This window comes from Ruegeria sp. HKCCA5426 (assembly GCF_013034585.1).
In the GTDB taxonomy this organism is placed as follows: domain Bacteria; phylum Pseudomonadota; class Alphaproteobacteria; order Rhodobacterales; family Rhodobacteraceae; genus Ruegeria.
In genome coordinates this window covers 13,968-27,344 of sequence record NZ_WQGH01000019.1, presented here as the reverse complement: position 1 = coordinate 27,344, position 13,377 = coordinate 13,968, and the positions used below count along the sequence as shown (strand labels likewise).

Below are 13,377 nucleotides of genomic sequence, written 5' to 3'. Positions count from 1 at the left end.
ACCTATGTCCAAATCCAAGCATGAGCAACCGAACGACGGTTAACGTGACAACACCCGACGGAGAGATTGGGTTCACGGGCGGTCTGAACATGGGCGATGAGTACATGGGCGAAGACCCAAAATTTGGTCCATGGCGGGACACCCACGCGCGGCTTACCGGCCCCATTGTTTTGCAACTGCAACTGATCTTCGCTGAAGACTGGCACTGGGCAACACGCGAAAACCTGATCAGCGAACTCGATTGGGATGTGAAGAAAACAGAAGCCGATAAAGACGCCGTTATCATCGCGACCGGGCCGGGTGATACCTTTGATACCGGGAGCTTCTATTTTTGCACTTTGATCAATGCAGCAACTGAACGTCTCTGGATCGCGTCACCGTATTTTGTCCCCGAGAACGATATTCTGACGTCGCTCAAGCTTGCAGCCATGCGGGGAGTAGACGTAAAACTCCTAACTCCTGAAGTAATCGATCACACCATTCCGTGGCTGGCCGCACTCGCCTATTTTGATGAGGTCATGGATGCTGGCGTCGAGGTATGGAGATACAACGATGGCTTTATGCACCAGAAGGTGGTTCTGGTGGATGACACGATATCATCAGTAGGGACCACCAACTTGGACAATCGCTCTTGTCGCCTCAACTTTGAGGAGACAGCAGTAATCTTTGACGAACACACTGCTTCCGAGGTTGCAGCCATGTTTGAGGCAGACTTCGCAAGATCGTTCCGATTGAAAGAAAAGCTTGCCGACCGCGGATTCAAACAGCGCCATGGTGCCCCGCTGGCACGCTTGTTGAGCCCGTTGTTGTGAGCGATCAGACAGGGCCCAAGTCGCTTGACTTTTTCGCTTGTTCTGGCACCGTTTGGTGAACCTAAACCGTACTGGGACAAGCGCCGATGGATTTAACGTCACTCATGAAAGAACTCCAGCAACGCCGCGACGAACTGAAGCTGCAATTGCATCTTGCCTCAAAAGAAGCAGAGGATGAATGGACAGAACTCCAAGCCGAATGGGACAAGTTTTTGAGCAAATCAGAATTTGACAAGTCTGCTGAAGAAGTGGGCGAAGCAGCCCGCTCACTCGGCCTCAAGATGAAAGCAGCATATGACCGAATGAAGAAGGCTACGTAGATTGCTGTGCCTCTGACAAAGGTAAGCTAGTCATAAGCGCCTGTAATGTCAGAGATCTTCAATGATTTAGCGTCGCCATTTGCCTGAAGGTGTAGGCTTTGAGTCGGATAAGCGAGTTCAGTTTCTGCATCGCGGGTTATCCTGAGGATTGCTAAAGTCAGCCGCTCTGTGACCTGAAGCAACTCCTCCCAGGTCGGTCCCTTAGTCCATGCGTAAATAATGATATCAACGGAGCTTGGCCCGAGTTCATTCACGTAGATGTATTTTGGTGCACCATCGCCAGTATCAAAGTCGCCTGATTTAAGATGGTAATCTCTGATACCGTCGCGAACGGCTTCTATCTGTTGTTGGGTAGACGAAAGCACCAGGGGAACTTTTAGATACACACGTCGCCGCTTCAGCCGTGAGTAATTGAGAACTGTGGCATTCGCTAAGTCCGAGTTGGGGATGTGTCTAGGTATCTGATCAAATCCCACAATTTTGGTTGACCTAAGGTCAATCGCCTCAACAGTTCCAAAAACGTCGCCACCAACAGCGATGGTATCTCCTGTTTCGAAGCGCTTCTCACTAATGTTAGTCATGCCAGCCACGAGATTGCGCACTAAGTCCTGAGCGGCGATGGCTAACCCTGCTCCTAAAACCCCAACTCCTGTCAGCGCGCCCGAAATATCCACTTGCCAAACACGCAACAACGACGTCAAACCGAACAGCAGAATGGCGAATTGCATTACACGCTGAACCCAGCCCGTTTCTGACGGAACCAAAGACAATTTGTCAGTCCACAGCAATGCCGCGAACGGGCCACTTAGTCGATACCATGCGCCAAAGACCGCGATAATCGCGACAGAGCCCATGATCCGTTCTAACAAGAGCTTTGCTACTCCATCTGGCACTAACAATTGAGTTGCAGCAAACAGAGCAAACGCGGACACAAGGATCTCAGACGCAGACCTTAGCTGGGCGTTGACTTCGTCTGGAAGTGATACCGAAAAACGATCCAAAATCTGCCTCAGCAGCTTTAACCCAAGTGCGGCGATCTTACGACGAAGACCAACAAGCAGAGCGCAGACTAGCACCGCCCCAACCAATTGGTCAGGGTACACGGTAGCCATCCACTCATTGAGGCTAACTGTGGCTGAAGCCACAAAGGTCTCGAACGATGTTGTGGTTAAATCCATGCGATCTACGCTGTGCACCTTGGGCCTGAAAGAGTGGCGCAAAAGCACCCGATTGACCATAGGCAGTGGTGTCTGTCGGCGCAATTGACTATATCCACCGGCACTATTTTCGAGCGGTTGAGCGGTGCCCTCCTAATTCTTCTTCGAACCGAGCGCTGAGCTCAGTACCAAGACTCTATTGCGGCAGATTGGTTTGGAAAACTCGCCGCCGCGGAACTAGCGCCAAAAATCTGGAACGCCTTCTTTTTGATTTAGCCCTCAGGACACAAAGCTCACAAAATATTGTTTTTGCAGGAGTTTTTCCCGCCTCGGCTCGCATTCAAAATTTTCAACACAATCGACTCAGGGTTAACACTCGAAGCAGCGCGCCTCACACGCTTACATTGGCTCCAGATCGTTTAGTTTCCAACTGTCGTTTCGGTAGGCCTCCGTCGGGCCGTAAAATCGAAAAAGTAAGAAGTAATTCGCAGCGCCCGTGGTCGGGAGGTAGTTAACTCCCTCGTTTAAAACCTCCGGGCCAAAGTAGACGTCCACGCTGCCATCGTCGTTGACTTTGGGCGTCGGGCTTTCTGTCGAGGCCAGTCCGATTGGGTCCGCTCCACGGATATAAGAAGCCGTCGCTACATCGTACACGAGAATAGACCAGAACTGCTCGACCGGGACATCGGCAGGAACAGTCATTCGATAGCTTTTGTCGCCTTCCAATGCTTCACCAAATTTGTCACGCGTCACCATCAAGTACGCCGTCGCTGAGCCGAGCTTCACTGGGGGCGCAATGTACGTGTAGTAAGTGAAGGCCCGATCATCGATAAAGACCTTGTTCTCGTCTTCGTAGGTCATCATCGTTTGGATCATTGAGTTTGCAACTGGTTGCGTCCATTGCGTTTCGTTGCCCCACCTGAGAGGAGGTATCACACTCAATTTATTCTGCAATTCCGCGTGAACACGGGCCATCACATCGTCAAGAATTGCCCGTTCTCCGTCGGTGGGATCAAAAGCCCCACCCCGTTCAATTCCGAGGCTGCTCAACATACCCAACGGGTATTTGTCGATCTCGCGAACCTCTTCGTGATTTATTATTTCCTGCAAACGGTCGAAGAAGCTGCTGTCGAACGGAAACTGCGCAGAATACAAAACATCGTAGATGTCCATATGCGGCAAACGCTCATCGCTGCCGTAGGGATATTGTTGGATGCCGGCACGTATGTAGGCTTCTGCACCTTCGAGGGTCGCAGGCTCGAGATCAGGCGTGATGATGCGTAAAGTACCGTAACCGCGATAGGTTTTGAGGGGCACAGGCAGATATCCTTCCGGCACCTTGGCATCGGTGTTTGCGGCATAGATGAAGTACTTTCCGCCTTCGCCTTTGTCATCGCCATCCGAACCGACATCAACGACCGGTCGCTGCCAGACATCGAGGAATGTGCCAAAGATGCTATATCTCTCAGTCGCAGCCGGAAGCTCCACCACCACTGGGCCGTCCTTGACATCATAAATGAGGTTTACGTAAGGCGTAGAGTTATTGGGCGTCGGTGACTGGAACTTCCAATTGGGTGGTTTAGAAAAATAGGCGACTTGGTTGAGTTTTTGGCCTGAGTCTAATGCTCCGACAATCATTTGATTGCCAGAAACGAGCGGCTGCGCCCAAAGAGCGCTCTCGTATGCACGACGTTCAAACCGCTCCCGCTCAAAATCCCGTTCTTGCGCAGACAACTGTCCGATGGTCATCGCTATCGCCAGGAAAGTGGAAAGGGTGCGAATTAGCTTCATGATACGAGCTCCTGTTTCGGGTAACTCCTGTGACTATTTTGCAATTATGCAATTTTGTCGAGGATCACCCGGAATTGAAAACGATGGGTATGCGCGGTCGACCTCAAAATTCTACTTTGTCTCGCGTAGTGGAGCTTACAGTTCCCATGTCGAACGTCAGCTTTGCCGAAAATTTCCAGATCGCATCGCAGCTCTAGCGAACGACTGCTTCCCGCCCTCTGTACAGAAGCTAGAGGTCGAATAGCAGAATAAGTTCGATTTCTTACCCCCTACGCTGCCTGGCTGATGCCGCCAGTTTAGACTCCGGGTTTTAATAGTCTGCGCCCTGCCGGGTATCCCAGAGACGCAGAATTTCTATCTGAGTGGGCATTACACGATAGATTAGCGTAAATGGGGTTCGCGGTACTGAAAGCTCCCGTACGTCTTGGCGTGTGTCACTTGGGTGACCTGCATACGGGTTTGCTGCAAGAGTAAGCTGAATGGCTTTGAGCTGTGCTCGTGCCTTTTCGCTGCCTTCAGGAAAAACAGACGTGTAGTAGTAGCGGAACCATTGAATGTCCCGGGCCGTATCTTCGAGAAATACAATTTTCATTGGCTATTGGATTGCCTGCTTGCGACCGGAGCAGAGAGCTCATTCTCGGTATCCCAGCTGTCTATCCAGGCATTCATTTCGTCTGCCGTGATGAACTTACCTAGATCTGCTTTTTCGACAGCTGCATCAATGGCTGCTCGCTTTGCGGCCTTGGATTCCAACATCATTCTAATTGCTCGTACAGCGAGCTGCGCAGGCGGCCGATCTTCTATCGCAGCTTCTCGTTCCAGAGACTTTCTCAAGTCTTCATCAAGACGGATTGAATATGGGCTGGTTCTCATCGCAATCACCTGTTTCCGCTGTGTAGTACAATGTAATACATCCGCATTCTATTCACAATAGATCGATGGGATGAACTTCATCTGTTGCTCTGAACTCATAAGCGAGATGGGAATTCATAAGTACGGCCTGCTCGTCCGCGGTTATTTTGAGTTTTGCGCCAACAATGCGGTTGGCTGCATGTCTCCCCGATCGATCTTTGACATCAGAGAAATCAGATAAGCCCCTGGAGACTGTATGTTCTCAGCACGCTGAAAGATGTACCCGAGAACGATGAAGCGAATAGCTGGGCCAAACGTTGATTTCATTGCATACCAGGTTTGGCCAAGCCGTAGATACTCGGCGATATCATCCATAAGCCGATCACAGTGGTGCTGATCTTTTGCAAAGCGTAGCTCTGAGCATAGCCGTGGAAAACTGCGCTCCATTTGGTCTGGAGAAACTTGAATCTGATAAAGTTTTTCTTTCTTAACTTCCGGATTCAAAGAGTCCTCTTTGTGCCCCTCAATTTCATTGTCACTGTCCCTCAAATTTTCTGTATCTGTCTGTGTTACTTCTGAGATTTCCACAGAGATTTCTGCCAATAGCTCGCAGAGTACATTCGCATCTGGTTTGCGACGCAGAGCATTGCGGACGGTGGTCATCAAATCAGAGATCGCGGTGTCATTTGCTACGAGGTCCCTAAGGCGCGCCAGAGCGGCGGAAACCTTGTCGCGGAGTACAGTGAACTCGAGAACGCGATCAGCATGCCGCTGGGCTTCTTGGATGAACTCAGCGTGCCGTTCACACAAAGGCATTAAGGAGAGCCCAGTTGCAGTGACCACCCTGCCCTGTCGATCCCGGCGCGCCCATCTCTTGCCGTTTGCGCTCATTACGCGGCGGATAAGTCCAAGCTCAACCAGCGTCGAGATATGACGCTCAACTGTCTGCACGCTGACATGGGTTCGTTTGGCGATCGCCGCGTTGGAAGCGAAGCAGATGTGATGATCATCTTGGTCCGCAGTAATCTGATCACCGCCCACAAAAGAAATCATGGCTCTCAGGACATTGAGAGTTGTGGATTTCAACCCAAGAGGTTCTCTGGCCTCTTCAACGGCGCGAAGAAGTATCCATTTTTTGGGCGTACTACTCCCCTGCCCTGCCGTCCCCGACAAGTTTGCTCCATTTGGAGCCAATGCTGCTACTGTTTTCATGATTATCTATCGGCAGACAAAAATTACCCGTTCGCTCAAGAGCGTTTTTTCTTGTGTGGCGATTCGGGTGCTGCTAGATTCTAGGTGTCTAATCTAAGAATTGCGCTTTGCGCAGCAGCCCTCGAAGCTCCGGTTTCGGGGGTTTTGTTTGTTTGCCTTCCTCCTTTCTGCTCGTCCTCAGTTCTTTTTCTCGGCGTTTACAGCTGTAAACTCAGCGTGTGAGCGCTTGATGATTTCAGCCATGTTTTTGTCCAACCAGCTAGCGAAGTCAGCGTTAGCTCCGGTCCTTTTGACCGAAACAGTTAGTGATCCGTTGGTGGATTTGATTGTAACTCCTTCAATTGGGCTGACTTCGGCTGCACTTTCTCTTTGTCGTGCACCACGTTTGGCAGCTGCTTTTAGGAGCATTTCCAGCCGATCATCTGACGACATTGATGGCTCAATGGTTGCAAGCAGGTTTGCCGCTTCATCTCCCGCCAGCTTGCCTGCAACGAAGTGTTCTGCAAGCATGGTCCATTTTGGGCGGCCTGATTTTGGGGCTGCGCCGATCATGTCACCAATCTTTGCAGGAACATGTTGCGTAACTTTTGTCAGGTGAGACAGCCCTGATTTCGAAAGGTTCAATACTTGCCGCACCGTTGCAGAGTCATGCCCGGAAGTCAGGATCGCCTCGGCGAAACGTGCTTTCTCGTAGAAGGAAAGATTGCGCCTCGCAGCATTCTCAAGCCCCTTGGCGAGTAGCGCCGAGGCATCGTCGATATCCTGAACATTGGCGCGGACCTTAATGCCAAGTTCACGACAGGCTTTCAGCCGCCTCCTCCCATAAATTGCCTCGTATCGACCGTCGGATTTCGATTTTCTGACAAGAATGGGAACTTGTTGGCCGCCGTCTCGGATACTCGATATCAAGCTTTCAAAGCTATCGTCTTCTTCGTCAGTGTTTACAGCTGTAAACTCACCAAGCCTATCGGCTGGCCCCCAATCGTCGATCAGGGCAGGGTCAATTTCCCTGATTGCAGCCAGAGAGCCTTGAAGCGCACCAAGTGCAGGGGCATTGGGTTTTGGGGTTTTGTCGATGGCCTTGGGGCTAGAGCGCGCGATGGTGTTTGCGATCCCTGACATCTCCTGAAGCGATTTTCTAGCCATTAGCTGCGTCCCCACGCTTGATGGATCATTTGCTCTACCTCGGAGCCGATCGCATCCATTGAGTTCTTTGCCCGATCATAAGTTGCGCGTGTCATTTCCGACCGCACGACCTCGTAAATTGATTGTTTGAGCATTGTGGCGTCACTGATTGCAGTGCTTTTGAGGGCCGTAGCTGACATAACGCGATCCTGAAACAGTGCTCGCATGAACGAAGCCAGTTGTTGAGACGGCACGTCTGTCGGCTCGTCACGCGTTATCAGGAACTTGAAGTTATCGTATTCGAGCGTAGCGCCAGCATCTTCAATGACTGCCATGTAAGCACCAGCGAGTTCGAGGAATTGAGCCGTCGAAGACACGTCCAGCATCGAAGGTGTCAGTGGCACAAGCAATGAACTAGCGGCGGCCATCCCGGCTATTGTCAAGAATCCGAGTTGAGGTGGGCTATCAATCAGAACTAGGTCAAAATCGCCTTCTACCTGGGCCAAGGCATTCCGTATTCTCGTAAAGAACGGATGGTCCGGGTTGGAGTGAACGGCAGATTCTGTCTCAAACTCGGAAAGAACAAGCCGAGACGGTGCCACAGACAGACCGGGGAAGTATGTCGGAAGCACAACGTCCGCCATATCTACCGGATCTTCATACCGAATAGCATCGTAGATCGTCAGTCCGTCAAACTCAATTTCCGGGCTGATGCCGCACATGGATGTAAGCGAGCCTTGTGGATCCAGGTCAACGGCCAATACACGGTAACCGCGAAGCGCAAAATAATGGGCCAGGTGAATTGTTGTGGTGCTTTTGCTGCTGCCACCTTTGAAGTTCATCAACTGCCAGACTTGGAGTTTCTCTCCTTCAGTCCGACGAGGGATATAGCGCCCCTTTTTGCGAGAGGTTTTCTCAAGCGTTTCGCGAGCCTCCCAAAGCTCATGGGCGGTATAGTAGCGTCGACCGCTACGCACGTCTTTTGGTTCAGGAATCGTTCCTTCTGCGTGGACCTTACGCATGAATTGACCTGAGACACCTAAGAGTTCGGCCGCTTCTGGGGCTGCAAAGTTGCGTAGTGATTTGGTGTTGTCAGGGGCAAATGCCGCAAGAAGATGTTCCCGGATGGCCGAGTTTAATCTCTCAGAAATTTCCGTGGCGAGAGCCGATGGTCGTTCTGCCGTAAGTGGTGTCACGGGAATCATGTAGTTGCCTCAAATTAAAGAATGTGGTCATTTTTGCGCCACTTGAGACAAACAGGCGTGATTCATTGTCCTAAGTCAAGGATTTTCGCTTATATTGTGGGTTCTACAAAGCTGTGAACTACATACGCTTTGCATCAAAGCAAAGTGGTTTACAGCTGTAAACCTCGTTGAAGCGGTTCCCGGGCTTTTATAGCTGATGAAGTTCTGCTGTGCAAAAAGTAGGCATACACACAAAACTCTTCCGAATGCTCCGCCTCGAGTTGAGCTTTTCATAACGAGCAGTTGGCACAAAAGAAGAAACGGCTTGCGCACCAAGACAAGAAATAGGGAAGGGCAGGGGGCCAATTGAGCTGATTGCGTATTTCCTCACCCCAACAGGTCCGTTGCCGGGTTTTCTGCGATATCGACGTCGTCATAGTACTTCTGCGCCTGGGCCATGGAGCGGTGTAGCGAGAGGCGCATGGCAGCTTGGATTGGTGCGCCGTCCAGTGCGGCTTGGGTTAGGAACCCAGAACGCAGACCGTGCGGCGAGGCGAAGTCCTCCGGCAACCCCGCCAACTGGAGGCGATGTTTGACGATCTGATAGATAGCGTCCGGCGAAAGCCGACGTTTCAGCACACGATCCGCTTTTGAGACTGGTCTGAACAGTGGCCCGTTCTTAATCTGTCCAACCTCCATCCAATGGACCAGCGCCTGGGCCGCGCGGCCTTTCAGCACCAGCCGCGGCGTTTCACCTTTGGTTGTCGTCTTGGTCTCCAGAAGTGAAATCCAAACCAGGCTTTTCTCGTCGAACTCCTTCAGCGAGACGTCTTCAAACATCAACCCGGTGATCTCCGAGCGCCGTCTACCACCAGAAGCCCAACCCAGCATCAAGATGGCGCGGTCGCGGCAATCCCGCCGGGACCCCCGACAGGTGGACAGCAACTGCTCGAGCACATCGCGGGTAATCGGGCGCTGCGATTTTGGGGCAGGGGGCCGGGCTGCAGCCCGGCGCGCCTTGGCACGGGCCTGCTTCACCTGCGGCGCCCCGAAAGGGCTGGTCAGGTTCTTCATTCGATGAAAGGCAAGCCAGGAGGCGATGCGCCGGTCCAGCGTCGAAGGGGCAGGGCAGGCGAGGGACTTGCGCAGCCCCTGAGCAATTAGCGCTTCTGCGGTTTCGCGCGCCACATCCGTTTCTGGTGCGTCATTCAGATCGCGGGCGTGATCGAGAATGAAGGCGAGGGCGGTGGCCTCAGATTCCGGCCAGTCCAGCGTCGCTGCGAACCGCGCGGACTTCCAGGCGGTGACATAAAGTAAATCCCGGTCATATGCCCGCAGCGTGTTTTCCGGTGTGCCGCGCACATAAAGATCAGTGAGCGCCTCCTGATCTGTTTCCGAGAGGGCAGGGGCTGCGGCGGGGAGGTATGGGGCAGGGGGCTTCATGTGTCGATTTTCCCTAACCTGTAGACTGTTCTTGCTTGTTTTCACCATGTTTCATGGTTGGCCTTACGCTGAGTTGTTCCTTTAAGTGTAGATGCGGACCAGATTTGTGCCGGTATTTGTTTACAAAATTGCAGGTTACTGTGCTGCATCTAATATGGTTTGCTGCCGGATCGGGGCAGGGGTCTACGGGTTACGGACCAATGCCGTCGCGAGTCCATTGGTTAAGGAAAACCGACACTTCATGGCCCGCATTCTGCGCCCATTCCCCGGTAAAATCAATCAAGCATGATAAGCGATACTTATCGGGTGTAATAGTATTTTGAAGATACCTTGGATGTAACGATCAAAAAGTCCTTATAATGAGCGTAATACAGGCGTAGGTCATGCTCTGTAACAGAATTCAAGAAGGCGAGGTGGGTTCTGTTGCAACAGAGCCATCTGCCTATTGTAGAGCGGCTTTGTCAGGTTATTTTCGACGGCCCGCGAGACAGGAACTGTACGTTGATTTCAAGCGTTGAGCTCGCGTCCATATTCGGTCCAAATTTCGAAAGCAGCGGCGCGGGCATGTCGAAAGGAATGGGCTGAAAGGCGGTGACGTTTGGGGCGAAACAGAGCGGCGGTTTGATCGTGTGTCACGGTGCCCTTAATTTCTGGACGCTTGCTTCAAAAAATTGAGTAAAATCAGTTCCAATTTGTGCCTTTAATTTCTGGACTGTGTCCTTAATTGCCGGACTGTGCCTTAAATTCCAAGACCGTGCATTCTGGGGATAAGTCGTGTGTTAGGCAGACGTGATCCGGTACAGGGACCCTTCGGTCCTTCACCGAATGTATGTGAGGTCCCTGGTTGGTGGCCTGTGGATATCCGAGAATTAAGGGCACAAAACCTGGGTAAATGCACCAAGATGCATCTGCGTCCAGAAATTAAGGGCACAGTGACAACAGTCAAGCGTGATAATTCACGATTCGGGGCACATGGGATGAGACGCTGAGGTAGCGCCAATGCCCACTACTATAATTTCTTAATTCGAATGTGATTTGAGTCAGCCTCTCACACCATAGCGCGCTTGAAGCGTATTGGTTCAAGAACGTAGCTGAACGTGCGATCGGGTCATGGTTCAGAAGATCATTCGTCATGGACCTTTAGCTTCCTTCTGCCATAGGTTGACGTCGAGACATAATCGAGAGGATTACGGCGATGCGAGTTTTTGAGTCTTTCCTGGCGACGATTCTTTGCTTCGCCGGGTTTGGAGCGAATGCGATGGAAACAATTACTGGAACGGCCACATTCCGGGAACGGATCGCCATGCCGCCCGGAGTGACCTTCGAGGTTCGGCTTGAGGATGTATCATTGATGGATGTCCCGGCGCAAATCCTCAGCACAGTGACGGTGAACGAAGCGGGCAACCCGCCCTACGAATTCGCGATCCCCTACAACCCCGATGTCATTCAGGATACACGGCGTTACACAGTCCGAGCGAGCCTGCGGTTAGGCGAGCGGTTACTGTTCACCACTGACACGCATACACCGGTGTTAACGGACGGCGCTGGCATGGATGTGGAGATCAACATGGTTCAAGTACAAATCCCGGTTGAACGGCCCCGCCGAATGATCGGAGAGTTCGTCTATTCTGCAGACGCCGCGACGTTTACAGAATGCGGGACAAAAGACACTTACCCGGTCGCGATCGAGGGCGCTTACCTTGATGCCGAACGCGGATACCTGGATGCACAGGCCGCGCCGATGACGCCGGTCGTTGTAGTACTCGAAGGCGAGATAGCGAAACGCCAAGGCATGGAAGGTGGCAAGCGCGATATGCTTGTGATAGAGCGGCTTGCCGGGTTCGTACCAGGACTGACCTGTGAGCGCGCAATGGCGGACGCGGATGTTGAAAACACCTATTGGCGTATCCTATCGATTGCAAGCCGCGTGCTCGAGAATACCGAGGCCGAGCGAGAACCCCATTTTATTTTGCGCTCCAGTGAGGGGGCTTTTACGTCGACTGTCGGCTGTAACATCATCAATGGAAGTTACGCACTTGAAGGCTCCGCGCTGTCTTTGACTGCTGGTCCCATGACGTTGACGGCTTGCCCACCGCCATTTGATAAAATCGAGCGTGCCTGGACCAAAGGTATGGCTGCGGTGAGCGAGGCGGTCGTGACCGGTCCGACGATGGAGCTGCTTACCGCCGATGGTATGACGGTCGTATTCCTCGAAGCCGTAGCCTTGCCCTGAAACGGCACTTTGTCGAACCTTCCAGGCCTTATCTGTCTGTCGGGTGCCGCGGTTTTCGATTGTCTTCACTAATACAATGATTTTGCCCTTGCCTGTGACGTTGCAAACGGCCACGCGTTTGGGGGTATTGCCGAGGTCAGGTATCGGCTGATCAAAACGTTCATGGTTCCGGGCGATGTCGATCTCGCGCACGCAACGAACGTCATCAAAAACGATATTTGCGTCAAACTTCTTTGACTTCAGTCTTTGGGCGCAAGTTTGGCTTGAATGATAAATTGCGTGACCGGGTCAAGGTTTTCACTGTCCAACAAGGCCAACAGCTGTTCATCCAGCTGAGTTTCGTTCCAGTCCCGCATCGCAATCGCAATTTCCATTGCCAATGCACTATCGTCCTTTAATACCTCGGCGAAGACCCCAGTAATCCGGTTTCTGAATGCAGGAGATACCGTGCCACAATCGGCCAATGCACGCACAAGCGATCGCTTGCTGTTCGGCTTCAAGGTCTCCGTCTTCAATGCATCGCTGACGACTTCAATGGCCGACAATCCGTCCATGGCGATCCCTGACAGAGCCCATTCATACACGTAAGCCGAGTTTGAATGCATCGCTTGTGAATACCGGGATTGAACCGCTTTTCTCGCCCTGTCATCGTCAATTTGCAGCCCCATCAGTCGGATCGAAACCGGAACAAAGCTTAGCCGGTTAATGGTGCCGAATTCTTGCAGCAACATGTCTACAGGAACCTTGTTGCGCAAAATCTGGATGCTGCTGTAGGGGGCACGATCTATTTCGATCAGTGCGGTATCGCGTAGCACCAAGTCTTTGTCCGAAAGAAACTGTGCAAAAAACTCAACCCGTTCGGCGTAGTTCCCTTTGCCCGGTCGCCAATGCTCACCCACGATCCATAGAGCTTCGAGAAATTGCTCTCTGTCGGGGGTCAGAGAAAAAATTCTGGTCCATTTGCGCGACAGCCCACGCCCGGCCGCATCTTTGGTTGTGGTGCCAAAAGTCAGCAAAATTAACTTGTCAGGGTCGGCCCGGAATGCAGCACGCGTACGGCTATCGATCAGGAAGGGGATTTCGGGCATCCGCTCAAGCCCTTCGGAAGTGCCTTTTATGACCCTTACGGGAGTGAATTTGAAGGGATTATCCGGAGCAGGCCCGGACAGAACGACGATCTCGGCTGCAAGTAGGTGATCTGCGAGCGTTGTCTCTGGCAATGTCGTGCACACCGGGCAAGCGTTTACC

Annotated in this window: 12 protein-coding genes; 3 read left to right on the top strand and 9 right to left on the bottom strand. The window is 52.2% G+C overall.

The features are described 5' to 3' along the window. Together GOV87_RS19660 and GOV87_RS19655 are read left to right on the top strand one after the other, a co-directional pair. Positions 1 to 812, top strand: an 812-nt coding sequence (locus GOV87_RS19660) for a phospholipase D-like domain-containing protein (protein ID WP_254447430.1), incomplete at its 5' end; no start/stop codon positions are given. A gap of 86 nt (positions 813 to 898) precedes the next feature. Continuing rightward, entirely contained in the window at positions 899 to 1,132 is a 234-nt protein-coding gene (locus tag GOV87_RS19655; protein ID WP_170470006.1) for a hypothetical protein, read from the top strand. 26 nt (positions 1,133 to 1,158) lie between these two features. Here GOV87_RS19655 and GOV87_RS19650 read toward each other — a convergent pair whose 3' ends face one another. From GOV87_RS19650 to GOV87_RS19615, 8 genes are all read right to left on the bottom strand, one after another. Further along, positions 1,159 to 2,310, bottom strand: coding sequence for a mechanosensitive ion channel family protein (locus GOV87_RS19650; protein WP_170470003.1), 1,152 nt, complete (start codon positions 2,308 to 2,310; stop codon positions 1,159 to 1,161). A 378-nt stretch (positions 2,311 to 2,688) separates the two neighbouring features. After that, positions 2,689 to 4,080 carry a DUF1214 domain-containing protein gene (locus tag GOV87_RS19645; protein ID WP_170470000.1) on the bottom strand — a complete coding sequence of 464 codons (1,392 nt, stop codon included), beginning with the start codon at positions 4,078 to 4,080 and terminating at the stop codon, positions 2,689 to 2,691. A 310-nt stretch (positions 4,081 to 4,390) separates the two neighbouring features. After that, on the bottom strand, positions 4,391 to 4,672 hold the full coding sequence (locus tag GOV87_RS20705) for a type II toxin-antitoxin system RelE/ParE family toxin (protein ID WP_170724935.1): 282 nt from the start codon (positions 4,670 to 4,672) through the stop codon (positions 4,391 to 4,393). Then, positions 4,669 to 4,953, bottom strand: coding sequence for a CopG family ribbon-helix-helix protein (locus GOV87_RS19635; RefSeq protein ID WP_170724936.1), 285 nt, complete (start codon positions 4,951 to 4,953; stop codon positions 4,669 to 4,671). The genes GOV87_RS20705 and GOV87_RS19635 overlap by 4 nt, the downstream gene beginning before the upstream one ends. Positions 4,954 to 5,094: 141 nt before the next feature. Further along, entirely contained in the window at positions 5,095 to 6,144 is a 1,050-nt protein-coding gene (locus GOV87_RS19630) for a helix-turn-helix domain-containing protein (RefSeq protein WP_170724938.1), read from the bottom strand. A 177-nt stretch (positions 6,145 to 6,321) separates the two neighbouring features. Beyond that, entirely contained in the window at positions 6,322 to 7,290 is a 969-nt protein-coding gene (gene repB, locus GOV87_RS19625) for a plasmid partitioning protein RepB (protein ID WP_170724939.1), read from the bottom strand. Next, positions 7,290 to 8,474: a plasmid partitioning protein RepA gene (repA, locus tag GOV87_RS19620; RefSeq protein ID WP_170724940.1), complete on the bottom strand. Its 1,185-nt coding sequence runs from the start codon at positions 8,472 to 8,474 to the stop codon at positions 7,290 to 7,292. Before repA ends, repB begins: the two co-directional genes overlap by 1 nt. Before the next feature lie 366 nt (positions 8,475 to 8,840). Continuing rightward, the gene (locus tag GOV87_RS19615) at positions 8,841 to 9,896 is read right to left on the bottom strand and encodes a tyrosine-type recombinase/integrase (RefSeq protein ID WP_171212901.1); all 1,056 of its coding nucleotides are present in this window, start codon (positions 9,894 to 9,896) and stop codon (positions 8,841 to 8,843) included. 1,258 nt (positions 9,897 to 11,154) lie between these two features. Between GOV87_RS19615 and GOV87_RS19605 the strand changes: the two genes are divergently transcribed. Continuing rightward, complete coding sequence (locus GOV87_RS19605) at positions 11,155 to 12,129, top strand: YbaY family lipoprotein (RefSeq protein WP_170825404.1); 975 nt, start codon at positions 11,155 to 11,157, stop codon at positions 12,127 to 12,129. A gap of 239 nt (positions 12,130 to 12,368) precedes the next feature. Here the strand turns inward: GOV87_RS19605 and GOV87_RS19600 are convergent, their stop codons facing one another. Then, entirely contained in the window at positions 12,369 to 13,349 is a 981-nt protein-coding gene (locus GOV87_RS19600) for a hypothetical protein (RefSeq protein ID WP_170825403.1), read from the bottom strand. Between the last annotated feature and the right edge of the window lie 28 nt (positions 13,350 to 13,377).

What these genes read in the sequence shown, in the direction of transcription:
- GOV87_RS19605 (WP_170825404.1), top strand. Translation starts at nt 11,155, where the DNA reads ATGGAAACAATTACTGGAACGGCCACATTCCGGGAACGGATCGCCATG.
- GOV87_RS19645 (WP_170470000.1), bottom strand. Translation starts at nt 4,080, where the DNA reads ATGAAGCTAATTCGCACCCTTTCCACTTTCCTGGCGATAGCGATGACC.
- GOV87_RS19630 (WP_170724938.1), bottom strand. Translation starts at nt 6,144, where the DNA reads ATGAAAACAGTAGCAGCATTGGCTCCAAATGGAGCAAACTTGTCGGGG.
- repB (WP_170724939.1), bottom strand. Translation starts at nt 7,290, where the DNA reads ATGGCTAGAAAATCGCTTCAGGAGATGTCAGGGATCGCAAACACCATC.
- GOV87_RS19635 (WP_170724936.1), bottom strand. Translation starts at nt 4,953, where the DNA reads ATGAGAACCAGCCCATATTCAATCCGTCTTGATGAAGACTTGAGAAAG.
- GOV87_RS20705 (WP_170724935.1), bottom strand. Translation starts at nt 4,672, where the DNA reads ATGAAAATTGTATTTCTCGAAGATACGGCCCGGGACATTCAATGGTTC.
- GOV87_RS19655 (WP_170470006.1), top strand. Translation starts at nt 899, where the DNA reads ATGGATTTAACGTCACTCATGAAAGAACTCCAGCAACGCCGCGACGAA.
- repA (WP_170724940.1), bottom strand. Translation starts at nt 8,474, where the DNA reads ATGATTCCCGTGACACCACTTACGGCAGAACGACCATCGGCTCTCGCC.
- GOV87_RS19615 (WP_171212901.1), bottom strand. Translation starts at nt 9,896, where the DNA reads ATGAAGCCCCCTGCCCCATACCTCCCCGCCGCAGCCCCTGCCCTCTCG.
- GOV87_RS19650 (WP_170470003.1), bottom strand. Translation starts at nt 2,310, where the DNA reads ATGGATTTAACCACAACATCGTTCGAGACCTTTGTGGCTTCAGCCACA.